This window comes from Lacipirellula sp. (assembly GCF_965279485.1).
In the GTDB taxonomy this organism is placed as follows: Bacteria; Planctomycetota; Planctomycetia; order Pirellulales; family Lacipirellulaceae; genus Lacipirellula.
The window spans coordinates 801,983-821,735 of record NZ_CBDIIC010000001.1; the positions used below are offsets into that span (position 1 = coordinate 801,983).

At 61.6% G+C, this 19,753-nt stretch carries 16 protein-coding genes; 12 read left to right on the forward strand and 4 right to left on the reverse strand.

Features of this window, described 5'->3' with window-relative positions:
- The first annotated feature begins 74 nt into the window (after positions 1-74).
- The 10 genes from ACQY7R_RS03445 to ACQY7R_RS03490 all read left to right on the forward strand — a co-directional run bounded on the left by ACQY7R_RS03445 (position 75) and on the right by ACQY7R_RS03490 (position 6,448).
- Positions 75-419, forward strand: coding sequence for a hypothetical protein (locus ACQY7R_RS03445; RefSeq protein ID WP_428304204.1), 345 nt, complete (start codon positions 75-77; stop codon positions 417-419).
- A 207-nt stretch (positions 420-626) separates the two neighbouring features.
- Positions 627-1,454 carry a hypothetical protein gene (locus tag ACQY7R_RS03450; protein ID WP_428304205.1) on the forward strand — a complete coding sequence of 276 codons (828 nt, stop codon included), beginning with the start codon at positions 627-629 and terminating at the stop codon, positions 1,452-1,454.
- Positions 1,455-1,549: 95 nt separating this feature from the next.
- Complete coding sequence (locus ACQY7R_RS03455; protein WP_428304206.1) at positions 1,550-2,365, forward strand: hypothetical protein; 816 nt, start codon at positions 1,550-1,552, stop codon at positions 2,363-2,365.
- A 160-nt stretch (positions 2,366-2,525) separates the two neighbouring features.
- Positions 2,526-3,002, forward strand: a complete 477-nt coding sequence (locus ACQY7R_RS03460; RefSeq protein WP_428304207.1) for a four-helix bundle copper-binding protein — start codon at positions 2,526-2,528, stop codon at positions 3,000-3,002.
- A 280-nt stretch (positions 3,003-3,282) separates the two neighbouring features.
- Entirely contained in the window at positions 3,283-3,924 is a 642-nt protein-coding gene (locus ACQY7R_RS03465; RefSeq protein ID WP_428304208.1) for a thioredoxin family protein, read from the forward strand.
- Positions 3,917-4,555 (forward strand): TlpA family protein disulfide reductase, encoded by a 639-nt coding sequence (locus ACQY7R_RS03470; RefSeq protein ID WP_428304209.1) that lies wholly within the window; start codon positions 3,917-3,919, stop codon positions 4,553-4,555. Before ACQY7R_RS03465 ends, ACQY7R_RS03470 begins: the two co-directional genes overlap by 8 nt.
- A 180-nt stretch (positions 4,556-4,735) precedes the next feature.
- Complete coding sequence (locus tag ACQY7R_RS03475; protein ID WP_428304210.1) at positions 4,736-5,110, forward strand: DoxX family protein; 375 nt, start codon at positions 4,736-4,738, stop codon at positions 5,108-5,110.
- A 149-nt stretch (positions 5,111-5,259) separates the two neighbouring features.
- Positions 5,260-5,496, forward strand: a complete 237-nt coding sequence (locus ACQY7R_RS03480) for a toxin-antitoxin system YwqK family antitoxin (protein ID WP_428304211.1) — start codon at positions 5,260-5,262, stop codon at positions 5,494-5,496.
- A 104-nt stretch (positions 5,497-5,600) separates the two neighbouring features.
- A complete protein-coding gene (locus tag ACQY7R_RS03485; protein ID WP_428304212.1) occupies positions 5,601-6,062 on the forward strand; it encodes a hypothetical protein in 462 nt (153 codons plus the stop codon).
- Between the two features lie 20 nt (positions 6,063-6,082).
- Positions 6,083-6,448 (forward strand): hypothetical protein, encoded by a 366-nt coding sequence (locus ACQY7R_RS03490; protein ID WP_428304213.1) that lies wholly within the window; start codon positions 6,083-6,085, stop codon positions 6,446-6,448.
- 55 nt (positions 6,449-6,503) lie between these two features.
- On the opposite strand, the gene ACQY7R_RS03495 is transcribed toward ACQY7R_RS03490, so the two are convergent.
- Both ACQY7R_RS03495 and ACQY7R_RS03500 read right to left on the reverse strand, forming a co-directional pair.
- A complete protein-coding gene (locus tag ACQY7R_RS03495) occupies positions 6,504-7,127 on the reverse strand; it encodes a helix-hairpin-helix domain-containing protein (protein WP_428304214.1) in 624 nt (207 codons plus the stop codon).
- A gap of 342 nt (positions 7,128-7,469) precedes the next feature.
- Positions 7,470-8,882: an undecaprenyl-phosphate glucose phosphotransferase gene (locus ACQY7R_RS03500; protein WP_428304215.1), complete on the reverse strand. Its 1,413-nt coding sequence runs from the start codon at positions 8,880-8,882 to the stop codon at positions 7,470-7,472.
- A gap of 453 nt (positions 8,883-9,335) precedes the next feature.
- On the opposite strand from ACQY7R_RS03500, the gene ACQY7R_RS03505 reads away from it, so the two are divergent.
- Positions 9,336-15,605 (forward strand): alpha-2-macroglobulin family protein, encoded by a 6,270-nt coding sequence (locus ACQY7R_RS03505; protein WP_428304216.1) that lies wholly within the window; start codon positions 9,336-9,338, stop codon positions 15,603-15,605.
- A 94-nt stretch (positions 15,606-15,699) separates the two neighbouring features.
- Entirely contained in the window at positions 15,700-16,359 is a 660-nt protein-coding gene (locus ACQY7R_RS03510) for a hypothetical protein (RefSeq protein WP_428304217.1), read from the forward strand.
- A 241-nt stretch (positions 16,360-16,600) separates the two neighbouring features.
- On the opposite strand, the gene ACQY7R_RS03515 is transcribed toward ACQY7R_RS03510, so the two are convergent.
- Both ACQY7R_RS03515 and ACQY7R_RS03520 read right to left on the reverse strand, forming a co-directional pair.
- Complete coding sequence (locus ACQY7R_RS03515) at positions 16,601-19,345, reverse strand: M56 family metallopeptidase (RefSeq protein ID WP_428304218.1); 2,745 nt, start codon at positions 19,343-19,345, stop codon at positions 16,601-16,603.
- Positions 19,346-19,732 (reverse strand): BlaI/MecI/CopY family transcriptional regulator, encoded by a 387-nt coding sequence (locus ACQY7R_RS03520; RefSeq protein WP_428304219.1) that lies wholly within the window; start codon positions 19,730-19,732, stop codon positions 19,346-19,348.
- Positions 19,733-19,753 lie beyond the last annotated feature (21 nt).

Below are 19,753 nucleotides of genomic sequence, written 5' to 3' on the forward strand. Positions count from 1 at the left end.
CAACTGGCGCCCCCCATCCGTACAGAGGGGACGGCTCGATTTCTGGGGGAAATCCGTAGCAGGGAGATTTCGCGATGGGTGAACCGGAAAGTGCGGGCCGCGGGCCTGAGTTAAGGCTCGTTGGCGTCGGCGACGTTGTAAACTTGTCGCCGGCGGCTGTGGCGAAACTCGAAACGCTGGACGACGTTATTTTTCCGGCGATCGACGGCGACATGACGGCCGTCGAAGCTTCCGAGCCGCTCTGGCGCGAAGCGGTGGCCGAATTGGGACCCGAAGTGGTCGCCGAATCGCGTTCTGAATACCTCCGCTACGCCCGCAGCACCTGGCAGTTCCTCTCGCGGCAGACGGTGCAGCAACCACTGCGGATGCTGGCGGTGATGAAGGTGATTGGGCTGCTGATGGGGGAAGATTCGGCCTGACGATACCAGGCGCCAGTGGGCAGTGGTCAATGGCGGCTGTCGCAGGGGCATGAACCTATGTTCTTCGGCAACTGACAACTGCTCCTCCTCTCTCTGCTATACTCTTCGCGTTGTGTGGCATGAACGCTCTTTCTCCGCTGCAGCGAGACGATGCGCATTCCTCGGCCTCGGTTCAGCATCCGAACTATTCTGCTCAGCACGACGGCGATGGCGCTGATCTTGTGCTTCCTCGTCAATCCGCTTTACCGCTTCTTTGAAGAGCGGCGCGGGAGCCAACGGTTACTCCAATCAGGCGCCAAGCTGGAGTATTCCATTTATCTCCAGCGAGACTACGCAGTTGAGCCGGCCAAGCCGCTGGCGACGACGGCTGCCGCGGAGTTGCCGGAATGGATGGTCGACCTCGCCGGCGACACAGCGAAGCTGCGTCCCGATGCCGACGTGCTCGAGGTCTACACTCACAACGATGAGCAAGTGGAAGCCTTCTGCGACCATGGGCATCGATTCCGTCAGGTACAGGTGATTGACCTGTGGGGCCAACGGATCTCGCCAAACCAAGTGCTGCGATTTCGCGATGCCCTGCCCCAGTGGCCCGCTGCGATCGACTTTCATTTCCATTGCTCGCTGCCGCCGACATTTTTGTCGTCGCTCGGGCAAGCGCGCACCATGTTCCTGTGGAGTCCTGGGTTGAACGCTGTACGCCTAGACGGCGTTCGACTGCAAGAAATCGCGACCTTGGCGAACCTGGAATTGCTGTGGATTAAACGGTATCAACTCGACGTCAACGACGTGCTGCACTTGGCAGGCTGCCAGTCGCTGCGTCGGCTCTACTTGCAAGAGACAGGGCTTAGCGACGCCGACTTGGCGCGACTGCGCTCGGCGATGCCGAAGTGCGAAATCGCCGACAAATATGACTCGGCAACCAATGTGACGCCACAACCGGCGACTGGTTGGGGGACGGTTTCAAATACAGGCCTTCCTTCAGGGTGGAGAGTCAGCCGCAAGAACAAGCTAGTTAGCCCGCCGGATTCGAAATAATTGCCGCCGGCAATCTTCAGATTTTCTGGCGATCTGCTACTCTTTAGCCGATCGTTTGAATCTCCCAAGCAACACGACGTTGAAGGTTTCGCACGATGGCCAACGACCCGCAGCAGTTTCGCGTTCAGGATGATCGGTTCGAAGGCGCGGCGTACGCGCCGGAGCCGCCGAAGAAGCGCAGCGCGTTCGCGACCTGCCTGACGGGCTGCTTGATTGTATTCGTCGTTTCGCTGGTGCTCGGCGTCATCGCCATCTGGTGGTTGTACAAAAACATCGGAACGGTAGCCGCTTCGCTCGGTTCGACGTTCGCCAAGGAAGTGATCAATCAGACTGAATTGCCGGCCGAGGAGAAGGCTGACATTAATTTCCAGATCGATCGCTTGGCGACGGCCGCGAAGGCCGGAAAAGTCTCCGGCGATCAAATTGAGGCATTCTTCACGGAGCTCGTCGAATCGCCGCTGCTGACGACGCTGGTGATGTCGGTGATCGACAAGAAGTACATCACGCCGTCGGGTCTCAGCGACGAAGAAAAGGCTGAGGCGAGGGTGACGATTCAGCGGTTCATGCGCGGATCGATCGACAAAAAGATCACTCAAGCGCAAATGGACAAGGCGATGGAGCCGGTCTCGACGAAAGACAAGAACGGCAACTTCCAATTGAAGAATCAGGTGACCGACGACGAACTACGGGCGTTCCTCACGAACGCCAAGGCCGACGCGGACGCTGCGGGCGTGCCGGCGGAAGTGCCGGAGGTTGATCCTTCGGATGAGTTCAAGCGACTCGTCGACAAGACGCTCGAAGAAGGGCCGGCCGCGCCCGCTGAGGAGAATGCAGCGCCAGCTGGCGAAGCGACCAGCGAGGACGAAGCGGAACCGGCGGCGATCGAACAACCGGCGGAGCAAAACCCGTAGGTTCGCCGTACTAGACGATCCGCGACGATCGTGCCGCGTCTTAAGCGAGGCGGCGCGAAATTTGCTCGAAAATCCTTTCGCTCTCCAGCGGCGGAGGCGTTGTGCCGTAGGCTCAGCGCTTCCGCCGTTTCTTTTCCCACCTTTGAGCGGAGGAAAAATCATGAATCGGCGTCATTTTAGCGCTGCCGGCGCAGCGGCGTTTGCGGCTGGGCTCGCAGGCGCTACCATAGCGCGCGGCGAACATGAGCACGGTGGCGGTGCGCACGCCGACCACGTGCATGCTCACGACGGACTGTCGGCGGAGATGCTGGCTTGTTCCACGGCGTGCAGCGATTGCGCGCGGGAGTGCGAAAGCTGCTCGACGCATTGCGCGAAGCATGTCGCCGAGGGTCACGCGAAGCATCTTGAGACGCTGATGACGTGCCGCGACTGCGCGGAGTTGTGCAATGCGGCGGCGCGGATCGTGGCGCGCGGCGGGCCGTTTGCGGAGATTAGCTGCAAGGCGTGCGCAGACGCATGTAAGAAATGCGGCGACGCTTGCGATGCGTTCAAGGACGATGAGCACCTGCAGCAATGCGCGGAATCATGCCGCGCGTGCGAAGCGGCTTGTCGCTCGATGCTGAAGAACGCCGGTTAGCGATGCTGATTGATTCAATGCGTTGAACTATTGCGAGTTTACATATCGTCCGAACGAGTCTGTACGTAGACTTTTGAACGTTGGTTCGGGGCGTTCTTCAGATGTCGAAAGAATCAACTCTTTGTCGTCGATGTGCGCGCGTCGCCAGCAAATGCCGTGGAACTTCGCGGTAAATTTTCGCCGTTGTTAGGCACGGTCGCGTGTCCGTTACCTCGCGCGCGGGGTATAACTCCCAGCGTCATGCGTTGACGACTTCGTTCTCACCCCAGGAGATTGAGAGATGAGGAAGTTTTTTGGCCTGCGTGCTGCGATTATCGCCGCCGCGCTGGCGATGGTAGGCGGATCGCTCGCAGCGCCCACGGTGCAGGCTGACACGCCGGCGGCGAAGAAAGAAGCGAAGAAGGGCCTCGCGATCGGCGACGCCGCTCCGGCTTGGAGCGACCTCGAAGGGATCGACGGCAAGAAGCACGGCTTGGCCGATCTGAAGGACGCCGACGCCGTGGTGGTCGTCTTCACCTGCAACCACTGCCCCGTGGCCAAGGCCTACGAAGAGCGGTTGGTCGAGTTCGACCACGACTTCAAAGACAAGAAGGTTGAGTTGGTCGCCATCAACGTCAGTAACGCCGACGCGGATAAGTTGCCGGCGATGAAGGAGCGCGGCGAGGCGAAGGGGTTTGAGTTCGCCTACCTGTACGATCCGTCGCAAGAGATCGGCCGGGCGTTCGGCGCCGCGGTGACGCCGCATGCGTTCGTGCTCGATAAGGAGCGGAACGTCGTGTACAAGGGCGCCATCGACGACAGCCAAGACGCGGCGAAGGCGTCGAAGCATCATGTTCGCGACGCTGTGAAAGCGGTGCTGGCCGGGAAGAAGCCGCAAGTCGCGGAAACGAAGCAGTTTGGTTGCGGGATTCACTATGATTGAGCGAGCTTGGCCGCAGTTGGCGGCAACGACGATTGCCGTCGCGTGCGGTGCGGCGACGCTGAGTAGTACGGGTTGCGGCGGGCCGGCGAGTGCGCCGGCCGCCGCCGACTCGGCTGCCAATCCATCGCCTGCGATCAGCGAGCAGGGTGAAGTGAAACCGCCAGCGGCGAATATGGCGATCGAATTGCAGCCAGTCGATCGAGCAGCGTTCGACGCCCTCGTCGCGGAGCAAAAAGGAAAAGTGGTGCTCGTCGATTTTTGGGCGACGTGGTGCATTCCTTGCCTCGCTCAACTGCCGCACACGGGCGAGGTCGCGAAGAAGCACGCCGACGACGGCCTAGCCGTGATGACGGTAAGCCTCGACGAACCGGACGACGGTGCCAAAGCGGCAGCGCAACTTGCGAAGCGCGTCGGCGACGCCCCGGTGACGCACCTCCACAGCAGCCTCGGCGGCGGGTCGGAGGCGATGGAGGCGTTCGAGATCACGAGCGGCTCGGCGCCCCACTACAAACTGTACGACCGCAGCGGGAAGTTGCGGGAGGTGTTTGAAGTTGATCCGACGGCCGAGCGGGCGTTCACAACGGAAGATATCGACGCGGCGGTGGAGAAGTTGCTCAAGGAAGAAGGGTAGATTTACTTTACTTCTAAAGAGGCTCTCTCGCAGAGGCGCAAAGGCGCAGAGTGAAGACTGGAGAAAACTAACGGCCTGCCATCATTTCTCTGCGCCTTTGCGCCTCTGCGAGAAACCTCTTCTGTTCCATCTGAGCACAAACGACGCGTGCGACTCAATGTCCGAAGGAGACTCGTTCGGATGACAATCGGCAAGTGGATCGCCGTGGGGACGCTGTCGGCGCTGCTGATCGCGTCCGGAACTCTGCATTTGCTCCAGCCCGAAGTTTTTCTACCAATGATGCCGCCGTACCTTCCGGCGCACCTACCGCTCGTCTATCTAAGCGGCGTCTTTGAAATCGCCGGCGGCGTCGGGATGCTGCTCCCCTGGACGCGGCGTTGGGCCGGCCTCGGCGTCATTGCCTTGCTGATTGCGATTTTTCCTGCCAATATCCACATCGCGATGAACGATATTCCTGTAGCGGGCCACGACGTGCCGCTATGGGGACATCTGTTGCGGCTGCCGCTGCAGGCGGTCATGATTTGGATGGCTTGGTGGGGCACGCGAGGACGCTGAGGTTCTGCGGCATTTGAAATGCAATTCTCTCGCAGAGGCGCAAAGGCGCAGAGTTAAGACCGGAGTAACCCAACGGCCAGCCGCCTTTCCTCTGCGCCTTCGCGCCTCTGCGAGAAACTTCTTCTGACGCGAGAACCCAGCAAACCGTGATGGCGAAGAAGAAATCAAAGCCCGCCGCCCATACGCTCTACCACAAGGACGGCTCCGTCTGGGCGAAGGGTCAGATGGACGGCGAGGTGATGGTCGGCCACTGGGTATGGTTCCGAAAGGACGGCACGCGCATGCGCTCAGGATCGTTCGAGAACGGCGAGCAAGTCGGCGAGTGGACGACCTACGACAAGGCGGGGAATGTTTACAAGGTGACGACAATCAAGGTGAAGAAGTAGTCAGCCCGAATTATTTGCAAGATGGGCGATCACTGTACGAAATGCATGCTGATCGATGAGCGTCAACTACCTCGCTTGCATCGCTGGATTACGAGAATTGCTATATGTTCGATTTCTTTACTCGCGTTTATGTCGCGTTCTCGCTCGTGGCAGTCGGCGCTGGATTGGCCGCGGCGTGGGCCGACGGCGACCACCTGCTTGCGTCTGACGACCCGTATATTGTCGGCTTTCTCTTGGGCGGAGTCGCGGGTGCACTGACAGCGTTGCACTTAGCACTGAATAAGCTTCAAACGCGATCGGATTCAACGCATCTCGCCCAAATCATTTACTTTCTTGTGCTCTTTCTCTGGGCGGCTTTTTGGCTGGCGGCCGATTGCTACGCTGTCGAAGGAAAAGGAATCGGCCTAATGATCGCCCTGGCCAGTGGAGTAACCGGAGTCGTCGTTTGGCTGCTTGGCCGCTTTCCGTTGCCGACGATGGCAACGAGAGCGATTGGATTGCTGGGCGTATCGTTTATCGCTTCCTATGCCTACGTAGCGATGCGACTGGCACAATCAGCCAACTAGCTCATGCAGAGTCATGAACGATGCTCACACTAGGTGAAAAGCTCATCGCCAAATTCGCCAGGCGGCAGATGATGGGCGCGTTCTTCACCTACCAGCAATACCAAGAGTTGCACGCGGTCCGCACTCAGGAAGAGATGCGTACGTTTCTCGATGCGTGCGGGTACTGCGACGTGATCGTCGCCGATGACCCGCAGTGGCTGGCGGACGGGATCCAAGAGGCCCATGCGTATAAAGAGCCGCCGTGGTGGACTCAGGAGACGTTTGGAATCGTCGCGTTACCGTTGTGGTTGCTGTGGCGGGTGCTAAGCAAGCCGCGGCAGTTTCCTCGGCGCAGTCGGTATGAATTGCCGGCAGCGCAGTTCACAGCAATAAAAGCTGAACGTTAGACGCAGATCCTTAACTCTGCGCCTCCGCGCCTCTGCGAGAGACTTCTCACGGCGCCTACCAGAGCATCCCCTGATGCCGCGGAGAGTCGGCGAGCTTCTTGGGATCGCTCGAAGGCGTCGGCTGCGCGTCAGTCGGTAGCGGCAGGGACATAGGCGGGGTGGGGTTCGCGCTACGGCGGAAGCGGCCGGCGATCGATTCCCGCACGGCACGGATTCGCTTCTCGCCCATGCCAGGCACGCGGGCCAAACGGCCGTCCCACGCGGCGGCTTCTAATTGCGTGAGCGTGCGGATGCCGAGCTGTTCGTGAATCCGGGTGGCCAACTTTGGGCCGATGTCGGCGACCGTGCTGAAGAGTCGTTCGGGGGCCCCGCCGCCGCGGAGGCGCTCGAGTAGCGGCAGGCGTTTGGCGTGAATGATTTTCTGCACGGCGGCAGCAAGCGAGTCGCCGATGCCGCGGAGTTCCATCAGCCCGCGAATGCCGCCGCGGGCGAGAATCGCTTGCAGCGGCGTCGGGCACATCACAATCGTCTCGGCGCCTTGCCGGTAGGCGCGGATGCGGTACGGATTGGCCCCCTGCCGTTCGAGAAGGTCGGAGATTTCGACCAGCGTCTGCGCGATCTCCTCGTTCGTCACGACGGGGACGTTAGCGGAACGGCGACTCTGATTGGTGCGAATCATCGGGCGGCTCCATTAGTGTACTGGTGTACATTTCCATTCTATGCAGGCCGCGAAATGGGGGAAGTCTTTTGGCTAGGGAAATTTGGGGAGCGAATCTGGCGCCGAGGGTGTGAAAATAGGCAAGACACAAGCTTGCACGGTGTCATCCTGAGCGGAGTGAAGGCTCTGGAGAGTCGTTTGAGCCACTAGATCACTCGCTCCGCTCGGGATGACAGACGCCACACCTAAGTGACGCTGCTCTAGCGTTTATTAGCGGTGCCTCTTCTCTGCTGTTAATACGCAGCGGACGCGCGCCGGGGTCGGGACGACCCGGCTCGCTTGGGGAGAAGAGAGAAACGCGCGTTAGTACGCGTTCTCTTGGCGGAAGACGACCAGGAACGTCTTGATGAGAATTTTGCAATCCATCCACAGCGACCATTCGCGGATGTAGCGGTGGTCGAACTCGATGCGGCGTTCCATCTTATCGAGCGTTTCAGTCTCGCCGCGGGCGCCGTTCACTTGAGCCAGGCCGGTGATGCCCGGCTTCACCTTGTGGCGGAGCATGTAGCCGTCGATCAGCGGGCGGTATTGCTCGTTGTGGGCGTTCGCGTGCGGCCGCGGGCCGACCAGCGACATGCTGCCGTCGAGGACGTTGAACAGTTGCGGCAGTTCATCGAGTGACGTTTTGCGGAGAATGCGGCCCAAGGGGGTGATGCGATCGTCTGTGCGCGAGGCTTGCTTCACTTCGGCGCCGTTCTCGCAGACGCGCATGCTGCGGAACTTCCAGACGCCGATCTGCTCGCCGCTGAGGCCGTAACGCTTCTGGCGGAAGAAAACGGGGCCGGGCGAGGTGAGCTTGATCGCGGCGGCGATGATTAGCATCGGCACGGCGACGAGCGCCAGCACGCACGTGCCGACGACCAAATCGAACAGCCGTTTGAAGACGCCGTCGATGCCGCTCATCGGCGTTTCGAACACGCTAACGACCGGCAGGCCGTCGATCTGGTTCCAGCGGGCGCTAAGCATTTGGAAGACGAAGAAGTCGGGAACGATGTAGACCGAGGCGGTGGTATCGCCTAGCTTGCTGAGGTACGTGCGAATCCGTTCTTCGGCCCGCATCGGGAAGGTGATATAGATCATGTCGACTTCGCCGGTGCGGGCGAGTTCGACAAGTTGCGTAAGGTTGCCGGCCTGATGGAGTTGAGCGCCGGTGGCTTCGTTGGTGCGGCGTTCGGGGCGGTCGTCGAAGTAACCGACGAACTGCAAACCAAGCTCGGGGGAATTTTGAATGTTGGCGGCCAGTTGCATGCCGAGGCGGTTCATCCCGCAGATGGCGAACTTGCGGGAGTTGAAGCCGCGCATGCGAAGTTGCCGCAGCAACATGCGCATCACGATGCGGCCGGCGGCCATGGCGACGGGCGTCAGCGCGAGCCAGCAGAGCTTGCTAGCGTAGCTGAACTCGGCGTTCGTTTGGGTGAGCAGCCCGATGCCGAGGACCGTCGGCGCCACGTAGACCCAAGTGATGATAACGCACCAGAGTTCGCGAGCGATCTTCGAACCGCGCCAATTGCGATAGAGGCCGCTGACTTCAATTGCAACGACATGAATCAGCAGCGTCGTGCCGACGACGATGGCGAGGCTGGAAATAGGCGCGTTGGGCGTGAACTCGATGGCAACCAGCGCAGCCGCGATGATCGCCGCCGCGTCCGACAGACGGTACGCGAGGTCGACGATCGAGCGATGGGAGCGAAAGCGGACGTTGTCGTTGCCTGACACGGTTCGATGGCCCGGGAGCGGTGGTGGACTGGCCTGAAGCTCACGCCGCCGGCGACGTTGCAGAACGGTCGCCGGAGCGCTTGCAAATCTAGGTTTTTCGTGGGGAATGGCGGGGAAGCGGGGATCAGGGAGCCGGAAATGTGGCGAGCCGTTTGGGAGCTACAACCGGCACAATGGGCGTTTTTGAGCGTGGCGGGGAACTTTTTGGGGGAGCGGGCGTCGAAAATATAAAAGCCACCGGCTCCGCCGGTGGACGGAGTACGGCGAAGTCGCAATAGCAGTTCGTCCACCGGCGGAGCCGGTGGCTTTTATTGGAGCAATTGAGGGATGGCCCGGTTCGGGTGGACCAGTCCCACAGCGGTGGCATAAAACTAGGGCGTAGCAAGCCAATCAATCGGCTGAAATTCTCCACGCGGCGGAGTCCGCGGGAGTTCAACATACGGGCGGCAACTCATGACGAATTTTTTCAAGGTCGCGGCGGTTCTGACGGTTTTGGCGGCGGGGGCTGCCAGCGTTCACCAGTTGAACGGAGCGGCGCCGCCGACAACGGAGCGCGAGCAGGCGCGGCAATTGATGAAGGATGGCAATTTCAAGGATGCGCTTGCGAAGTTCCGCGCGATCACGCTCAACGACGAGGCCGACGACTCCCGCGCGCTGGCGGAAGACTTTTATAGCGCCCTCTCTTGCCTGCAGCAGCTCAACGAGATGCATGCGATCGACGCCTACCGCGCCGACGTTGTTGCAGCGCATGAGGACGATTGGATCGTGCTCACCGCGGTCGCTGAGAGTTACACGACGATCGATCACCAAGGATTCATGATCGCCGGCGAGTTCCGCCGCGGGCAACATCGCGGCGGCGGCAAGGTGGTGAACGCCGTGGAGCGCGACCGCGTCCGCGCGCTGCAACTCTATCAGCAAGCGTTCGAGTTGGCGGCGAAGGCGCCCGATGCGCGCAAGACCGAGGAAGCCCGCCGGTTGCTGAGCGGGTATGCGAACGCGGTGCTCAACGGCGGTTCGTATCGCCAGCCGTTCTTGCTGCAAATGCTTACCGACGTCGGCACGCTGCCCGATTACGAGGATGGCTGGGGCTATCGTTACAACAGCGGCCCGCAGGGAGCGCCGGTCGACGAGGCGGGCAATCCGATTTTTTACGACGTGCCGGCCGATTGGAAATCCGCGAAGAACGACGGCGAGCGTTGGCGTTGGTTGTTGGCCGAACGAACCGTTTGGCAACCTGGTGCAAGCGTCGACGAGTGGCGCGAGCGGGCCGACTTCCTGGTGAGCCAGTTTGGCGTGCAAACGATGGCCGACTACGGTTGGTGGTTCAATCAGAACTCGGACGACGCCGAGGTGACGAAGAGCATGTTCGCGCTTCACACGCTCGCCGACGACGAAACGATGGCGAAGCTCGCCACGGGAATTAAGCGGTTCAAGCTTCCTGAAGAGCAGAACTACATCGCGCTGCGGAAGCGCATCGTCGAAAACACGGAAGCACCGTCGCACAATTGGCAACAAGCGAAGTCGGCGCTCGCGCAGGAGTTCGAGAACCGCCGGCAGTATCCGCGGGCCGCGCAGGAGTGGAAGGAACTGTTCGCATCGTCGCCGACCTCGACGCCGTACCGCGAGCGGTTCGAGCAGATCGTCGGCAATTGGGGCCGGCTGGAACCGGTCGAAACGCAGCCGGCGTGGAAGGGGGCGACGCTCGAGTATCGCTACCGTAACGGCAAGCGGGTGGAGTTCACCGCCCGCGCGATCAAGGTGCCGGAACTGCTCGCAGATATGAAAAAGTATCTGCAGAGCCAGCCGAAGCAACTCGATTGGGACCAGATGAATCTGGAAAACCTCGGGCATCGGCTCGTGGTGAATGGCCAGGAGAAATATCTCGGCGCCGAAGCGGCCCGTTGGTCGCTGGAACTCGAGCCGCGCGAAGCCCACTTCGATCGCCGCGTGACGGTGACGACGCCGCTGCAAAAGGCGGGCGCCTACCTGCTCACCGCGAAGATGGAGAAAGGGAATACCCACAACGTCGTCGTGTGGGTCGCCGACACGGCGATCGTCAAGAAGCCGTTGGAGAATGAAGCGCTGTACTACGTCGCCGATGCGGTGACGGGGCAGCCGATTCCCAAATGCAACGTTGAGTTCTTCGGCTACTGGAACGAGCCGGTCGACCAGGGCGCGAGCTATCGCGTCAACACGAAGAACTTCGCCGAAAAGACCGACGCAGCCGGCATGGTGAAGCTGCCGGCCGACGAAGCGAATCGCCGCTTCCAGTGGATCGCCACGGCGTCGACCCCGGAAGGTCGGCTCGCTTACCTCGGCTTCAGCGGCGTCTGGTCGGGACAGTACATCGACGAACAGTACAAGCAAGTGAAGGTCTTCACGATCACCGATCGGCCTGTCTATCGGCCCGATCAGGAAGTGAAGTTCAAGTTCTGGGTGGCGAACGCGCAGTTCGATCAGCCCGATGCGTCGCCGTATGCGGGGCAGTCCTTCGTCGTTGAGATTCTCGACGCCCGCGGCGAGAAGGTTTATACGAAGTCTCTTGTCGCCGGCGCGTACGGCGGCATCGACGGCGTCTTCAAGTTGCCGCAGGGCGCGGCGCTGGGGCAGTATCAGCTCAACGTCGTCAATCACGGCGGCGGCAGCTTCCGTGTCGAGGAATATAAGAAGCCGGAGTTCGAAGTAACCGTCGACGCGCCGAGCGAGCCGGTGAAGCTCGGCGACAAAATCACGGCGAAGATTTCTGCGAAGTATTACTTCGGCTCACCGGTGACCGAAGGGAAGTTGAAGTACAAGGTGCTGCGGACGTCGTTCAACGAACCGTGGTTCCCGCCGGCGCCGTGGGATTGGCTGTACGGGCCCGGCTACTGGTGGTTTGGCGAGAACTACACTTGGTTCCCCGGCTGGCGGCATTGGGGTTGCCTGCGGCCGCAGCCGCCATGGTTCTGGCAGGCGCCGGAACAGCCGGAAGTCGTTGCCGAACAGGAGGCGGAGCTGCGCCCCGATGGGACGTACGAAATCACGATCGACACGGCGGCGGCGAAGCAGTTCCACCCGAACACCGATCACAGCTATCAAATCCAAGCTGAAGTCGTCGACCAATCGCGGCGGAGCATCGTCGCCGAAGGTCGCGTGCTGGTGGCGCGCGAGCCGTTCAAGGTCTACGTTTGGACGAATCGCGGCTTCTACCGCACTGGCGAGACGATGGAGCTCGACATGGCGGCCCGCACCATCGACGGCAAGCCGGTGAAGGCCCGCGGCGAGCTGCGGCTGCTGAAGATCAACTATGAAGAAGGCAAGCCGGTTGAGAACGAAGTCGCCAAGTGGGACGTGCCGACCGACGCGCAAGGGCTTGCGCGATTCCAAGTGAAGGCATCGGAGCCGGGCCAGTACCGGCTTTCCTACAAGGTGACGAAGAAGCGCGGCGATGAGAGCGTCGCGATTGAGGGTGGCCAGGTGATCGTCGTGCGCGGCGAAGGATTTGACGGAACCGATTTCCGGTTCAACGCCGTGGAAGTGATCGCCGACAAGCGCGAGTATGCGCCGGGCGAGAAGGTGCAACTGCAGGTAAGTTCGAACCGCGCGGGTTCGACGGTGCTACTGTTCCTGCGGCCGGCCAACGGCGTTTATCTGCCGCCGCAAGTGGTGACGCTCAAGGGAAAAAGCACCGTCGTCGAAGTGCCGGTCGAGCTGCGCGACATGCCGAACTTCTTCGTCGAAGCAATGACCGTGCACGGGGGCAAGCTCCATACGGCTGTACGGGAGATTTTCGTGCCGCCGGCGAAGCGGATCGTCAACGTGGAAGTCGTGCCGTCGTCCGATGCGTTCCTGCCGGGCCAGAAGGCGAAGGTGCAGGTAAAGCTGACCGGCGCCGACGGCAAGCCGGTCGTCGCGTCGACGGTGATCGCGATGTACGACAAGGCGCTAGACTACATTTCGGGCGGCGGCAATGTGCCGGATATTCGCGAGTTCTTCTGGAAGTGGCGGCGGAGCCACTCGCCGCAGAGCGAGACGAGCCTCAGCCGGGTTGAGTATCCGGTGACGAAGCCGAATGAAAAGGTGATGCAAGACCTGGGAGTGTTCGGCGGGAGCACGGCGGATGAACTAGCTTCTTTCGCTGGGACCGCCGTGACCTACAGTGCGAGCGGCGGCGGGATGGCCAACGGCCGCATGATGCGCAGCCTCGGAGCGCCGATGGCGATGGCGGCGGAAGCGGCGCCCGTGGCCCCTGCGGCGCCAGCGCCGCAGGGAGCGAAGTTCAAGTCCGAACTCGCCGATGCCCGGACGCAGAACGCTCCAAGCGACGGCGACGGAGCAACCGTTCAGCCGACCGTTCGCCAGAACTTCGCCGACACCGCCCTGTGGGTTGCCAACCTCGAAACCAACGCCGAGGGCCTCGCCGAAGTCGAACTGACGATGCCCGAGAATCTCACCGCGTGGAAGATCAACGTTTGGGGCATGGGTCTCGGCACGCGCGTCGGCGAAGGTTCGGCCGAGACGGTGACGCGCAAGAACATCATCGTCCGCCTGCAGGCGCCGCGGTTCTTCGTTGAGACCGACGAAGTCGTGCTGTCGGCGGTGGTGCACAATTACCTCAAGGAAGCGAAGCAGGTCCGCGTCGTTCTCGATTTGCAGGGGAACACGCTCGAAGGGCCCGAGTCGCTTAAGAAGACCGTCGAAATCGCCGCCGGCGGCGAGACGCGCGTCGATTGGCGCGTGAAGGCCGTCCGCGAAGGCGAGGCGACCATTCGCATGTCGGCCCTCACCGACGCCGAGTCGGACGCGATGCAGCAAAGCTTCCCCGTGCTCGTGCACGGCATGCTGAGAACCGAGTCCTACAGCGGCGTCATTCGCCCGAGCGAAGAGAGCGGCAAGTTCACAATCAACGTGCCGGAGAAGCGACGGGCGGAGCAAACGCGGCTGGAAGTGCGCTACTCGCCGACGCTCGCCGGGGCGATGGTCGACGCCCTCCCCTACCTCGTCGACTACCCCTACGGCTGCACCGAGCAGACGCTCAATCGGTTCCTCCCGGCGGTGCTGACGCAAAAGACGCTGCAGCAAATGGGCGTCGACCTGAAGGCGATTCAAGAGAAGCGCACGAACCTCAACGCGCAAGAAATCGGCGACGACAAGGCGCGAGCCGAGCAGTGGAAGCGGTTTGACCGCAATCCGGTGTTCGACGAAGCCGAGTTGACGAGCGTCGTGAAGGCGGGCGTCAACCGTCTTACTGAGATGCAACTGAGCGACGGCGGCTGGGGTTGGTTCAGCGGCTGGGGCGAGCATTCGTCGGCACACACGACGGCGACCGTCGTCCGCGGCCTGCTCGTCGCGAAGCAAAACGATGTGGCCATCGTGCCGGGCGTGGTCGAGCGCGGCGTCGAATGGCTGCAGCGCTACCAGCGCGAAGAGCTGGCGAAGCTCGACAACTGGGACCGTGAAGCGAAGAAGCGGCGCAACGAAGACGAGCCGGCGAAGTCGGAGGCCGACAACCTCGACGCGCTAGTCTACCTAGTCCTCACCGAAGCCGAGCGAGCCGGGGCGTCCCCGCCCCCGGCCGGCGCCGCAGCAGAGGAATCAGTCGACCCCGCCGACAACACCGCCACCACGCGCAACCGCATGCGAGGCTATCTCTACCAAGACCGCACCAAGCTCGCCGTCTACAGCCTGGCAACATTCGGCCTGGCATTAGAAATCGAGAAGGCCGGCGCAGACGCCCAAGTCGCGGACATGCTGAAGATGGTCATGCAAAACCTCTCGCAGTACGTCAAGCAAGACGACGAAAACCAAACCGCCTGGCTCGACATGCCCGGCGGCATCTGGTGGTATTGGTACGGCAGCGAGAACGAGGCGATGGCCTACTACCTCAAGCTGCTCGTCGCCAACGAACCGAAGAGCGAAGTCGCCCCGCGGCTCGTGAAGTACCTGCTCAACAACCGCAAGCATGGCGCCTACTGGAACAGCACCCGCGACACGGCCTTGGTCGTCGAAGCGTTCGCCGACTACCTGAAGGCGACGGGCGAAGCGAAGCCGAACCTGTCGCTGGAAGTCCTCGTCGACGGCGAACTGAAGAAAGCGGTCGAAATCACCGCCGAAACGCTGTTCACTTTTGACAACGCGCTCGTGCTCGAAGGCGCCGCCCTTGCCGCCGGCGAGCATACCGTCGAACTTCGTAAGAAGGGCGACGGACCGATCTACTTCAACGGCTATCTCACCAACTTCACGCTCGAAGACGACATCAAAGCCGCCGGCCTCGAGCTGAAGGTGAACCGCAAGTTCTATAAGCTCACTCCCGCCGAGAAGACGGCCGCCGTCGCGGGCGGTAGGGGCGAAGTGGTTGAACAGCAGGTCGAAAAGTACGACCGCAGCGAAATCGCGAGCCTGCAAGAACTGAAGAGCGGCGACCTCGTCGAGGTCGAGCTGACCGTCGACAGCAAGAACGACTACGAGTATGTGATGCTCGAAGACATGAAGGCGGCCGGCTTCGAGGCGCTCGAAGTCCGCAGCGGCTACAACGGCAACGAACTCGGCGCCTACGTAGAATTCCGCGACGAACGCGTCGTGCTGTTCTGCCGCACGCTCGCCCGCGGGCAACATAGCGTGAGCTACCGCCTGCGAGCCGAGATCCCGGGCCGGTTCAGCGCGCTGCCGGCGAAGGGTTCAGGGATGTACGCACCGGAGCTGCGGGCGAATTCAGACGAGTTCAAGGTGCAGATCGCGGATTGAGCGAAAGGCCAAGCGCAAGCAAACAGCCCCGACCAAGCTTGGTCGGGGCTAAGGTTTGAGCGACAACTCTATGTGAGCGTCCTTGAGATCGCGCATGGAACCCCAGCAGAGACCCAAGCCGCGTTACTCGCTGCTGACGCTACTCGCCTTAGGAAGCGTCGTCGCACTTGCCGTCGGTTGGTCCGCCGCGGCAGGACGCTGGGCGGCGGAGCGGAACGAGATCTTGTCGCTCATTCCCGAGGAACCGCTTCCCCCCAGCGAACATATCCTGAAAACGTTCCCAGTCACCATCGCCATCAACAGCGAAGGCTCGACGATTGAGTCCAATTGGCAACTGAGCGTCAACGCCGCCGGCGCCGCGACGTTGCACCCGGGCGTCTACGAGCCCGCAGCCCCCCAATCCTTCAATTTCACGAACGAGCAGCAGCAGGCGATTCGCGATCTGCTCGTCACCGAGCGGTTTTTCGAACTCGACGATCGCTACGGCGATCTTGTCCCCGACGGCGGCAGCAAAACGCTTACCGTGGTCATCGGCGACCATGCCAAGTCGGTCAACCTGGCCTATCTCCGCTGGGATCCAAGCGATCCGTACTTCAACGCTGCGAAGGTCGAGGAGTCGGCTCGAGCGCTGCGGGTGTACCTGGCGATCCGCGACTGCTTACCGCCAAACGTTGTTCCCGACGAACGTCCCTACTTGCTGCGGGCTCTACAGGCGGCTGAAAAGCTTGAAGCGAAGCGGAAGAGGCAGCCCTGACCAAAAGCGGGTAGCCTCGGTTCTTCAAACCGAGGGCGAAGCCAAGAAGCATCTGTAAACGGCCTCCCCTCGCCAAAGATTTTTGTGGCTGCGCCACCCATGTTCAAGAACATGGGCCACCCGAGAGAGAAGAGCTTCAAGACAAGCAGTGGTACGTGCCCCGCTCGCCCCGACCAAGCTTGGTCGGGGCTGCTTGCGATTCGTGTTGAGGCTGCTTACCGCGTTGGATGCCGTTCACGCTTCAATCATCGCGAAGCGTTCCGGAGCCGTCGGCCATTTCGATCAAATGTTTCATTTTCGACTCGGCGACGTCTGAGAACACGCGGATATTGCCGTCGCAGAATCCGGCGAAAAACTCTCCCTTCGGCAGCCAGCCGCCAAAGGGAGGAATCGCTTCGCCTGGGACGTACACGATATCCTCGGGCTTCGTCCACGGAATATCGCGTTTCGCCTCGACGTACAGCAGTGTGTCCGCCGGGCCGTCGTTAATGTCGTCCGGCGCCGTTCCCAGTTCGTTCTCAAAAACCGTCCCTGTCCCGACCACGGCGAAGAACGAGCTATTCGTGGAGGTCACTTGATCGAACGCCGAGCGGTAAATGGGGGGCATCTGCCTCAACACCTTGAGATTGGCCGCGCTATCCCACGGCTGATCGAGCCGATATTGCTTGTAAAGTTCTTCATAACCGAGCAACGGCAGTAGCTCGACGCGCCAACTTCGCGGGACTCGCACAGTCGAGTCGCCGCTAGAGTTCAAATCCGGGTAGGACGACGGCCCGTAGAAAACAGCGGGCGGGAGAACACCGTGCTTACCCCAATAGCTGCGCGCCGTCGTCGATAGCTTGAACATATCCGTGTGCGTCTCGCTCCGCCGCAGCGCCCGCTGGTACTCCAAATTCGGCGGAGCGATCACATTGGCAACTTTTGATTTCGCGTCGGCGATCGTCGCAATGATTTCCAACGACTCGCCATCTTGCCGATATTGAAGCGAACCGAAAGCCTCATGCGCTAACTGCAGGAATGCGTCTTCCCCGTCCGGCGGCACGGGGTTTAGTTTACGGAGGGCAAGCATTTCACTCATTATCCGCTGCGATATCTCTGCGAGCTCCCGGAGCGCTTCTTCGACGCGCGGTACGTCCTCCACCTTGCGACATGTGAATCGTGCACGAAACAAAAATGCGTCGCGATCTTCCGTCGCCAGGGTCGCCCAACGAATCGCCTTCGCGACCTCTTGTAGTCGCTCTGCTACGCGAGGATTCTCGCCCGACGATCCTCCCTGAATCACCTCTTCAATCACATTCGGCTTGGCCATAATTGCGAAAGGCCCGGTGAGATGGCGGCGCCATTCGGCGGCGTCGCTCGGGCCGGCGGCGGCTGCCGGGTCGTCGATAAACAACTCCACTGCAGTGACGGAGCCTTGAACAAGCACGCCATCCTCAGGCATGTAGTAGTGCTCGTGGGCGGCGAACTTATCCAAGCGATAAAACTTGCGATTGCGGTAGACGCCCTCCGCCAATCCGCCATGCTTAGCCTTCAACAACGCGATGAAGTCAATCGGCTCGTTCGCACGCAGCATTGAGAAACCAGCGGGAAGCTCATCAGGAACGGTCGGTGAGCAATGAACTGACATCGCCTGCGCTAGCGAGGCAGCCGGCACGTGAGGCTCTAGCGCCATCTCTAAAATTTCCGCCAACGGGTTCAGCCGCGGCGAGGCTGCAATCTCAGCCGGCCGGTAGGCGTAGATAATGCTCACGGCATCGGGCACGTGACTCAGATCGTACTCGCTGGATGCCGGAACCGGCTTCTCCCCTTGTGACGCGGTGGCGGTCGATGTTTCCTCCGCGGCCTCCAGCAGAGAAGCCCGCGGCCGCATCCCGGCCACGACAATTGCAAGCAATGCAAGACCGAAGAGAGTTGCCCGCCGTCGTGCAAGCGAAGGCCTGCGGCGATGAGGAAACGCCGCCTCGCTCCCGCGAAGCATTTCAACTCTCCTGACAAGAAGGGAGCGAGTAGGAATAAACGTACGCAACGATCCGGCCAGCCGCTCGTGCGGCGTGGCGAGGGCGAGGCTTGCCAGCGCTTGCAGATACGCCTTGCGATCGCCCAGCAGCCGTGCCGCCGTGTCGTCGGCCGCCAGTTCCTGGTCGAGTTGCAACCGGCCGACGAACCACCTCACGAGCGGATGATAAAAGTGGAGGACGACCGCCCCGCGGGCGACGAGCCATGCGGCAAAATCACGGCCAGCGATGTGGGCGAGCTCGTGAGCGAGGACGGCGCGACGTTCCACCGCGCTCCAAGTCCCCCAACTCGTCGGCAAGATGATTGCTGGACGCAGCATGCCGACCGTGGCGGGGGTCGAGATCTCCGCGGAGACGTGGAGCGAAATCGGTCGCGTCACGTCGAGCTGCCGCCGCAGGTCGTCGAGTTCTTGTTGCGTGGCGCGATCGTCGAGCGGCGCGCTGCGGCCGATCAATCGCCGCACGGCCGCGAGACTCACTAGCAAATGCGTGGCGCCGAGCGCGACGCCCGCGACTATGGCCCAAACGATCCATTTCGGCCAAACGACGCGTTCGGCAGCGGGCGCTGCACTCCCGGCCGACGGCGCGGCAGGCTCGCCGTTGTATTGCGCGACTCGCCAGAATGCGGCGAGTAGCGAATCATCGCCAATCGCGACAGCGTCGCTCGCAGCCGGCGTCGGCGATTCATTGTCGATTCGAGCGGCGTTCCCTTCGAGTTCGCTGCTCCCCTGCACTGCCACAACTTGCTCAACATTCGCGCTCGTCCCGGTCGGCCACTCCAGCGACCACCGCGGCCACGGGCTGATCGCCAACGCACTCAACACAACAACCGCCCCCAACGCGCTCGCGGCCACCGCGGTTCCCGCCGACGGATTCCGCCGCCGCACCAGCAAGTAAATCGGCGCCGCCAGCAATAGAAACAGCGACACCTGCAATGCACACCAAAACAGCGTGGTAAAAATCGCAGCCATCTATCTCTTCTCCTTGAGCACTTCTTCGAGGAGCGCCCGCTCTTTGGCGGAGAGGCGTTTGGTTTCGACGAGACGCAGCAACAACTGCTCGCGCGAGCCTTGGAACACGCGGTCGACGAGATTCCCGACAATGCTCCGCGAGACGTCTTCGAATGAACGGGCCGGCTTGTAGGCGAACGGCCGTTGCTCGTTGGTTTGGAGGAGGAATTCCTTCTCGACGAGAATCCGCACGAGCGTCGCGACGGTCGTGTAGGCGAGCTCGCGGCCGGCCGTCGCCAGTCGCTGCTGCGCATCGGCGGCGGTGAGCGGCGCGTCACTCGCCTCCCAGAAGACGTGCATCACTTCCAGTTCGCGTTCAGTGAGGTCAGAAGCTTTTGGTCGCGCCATGCGTGGCCCCCGCTGCGAGTT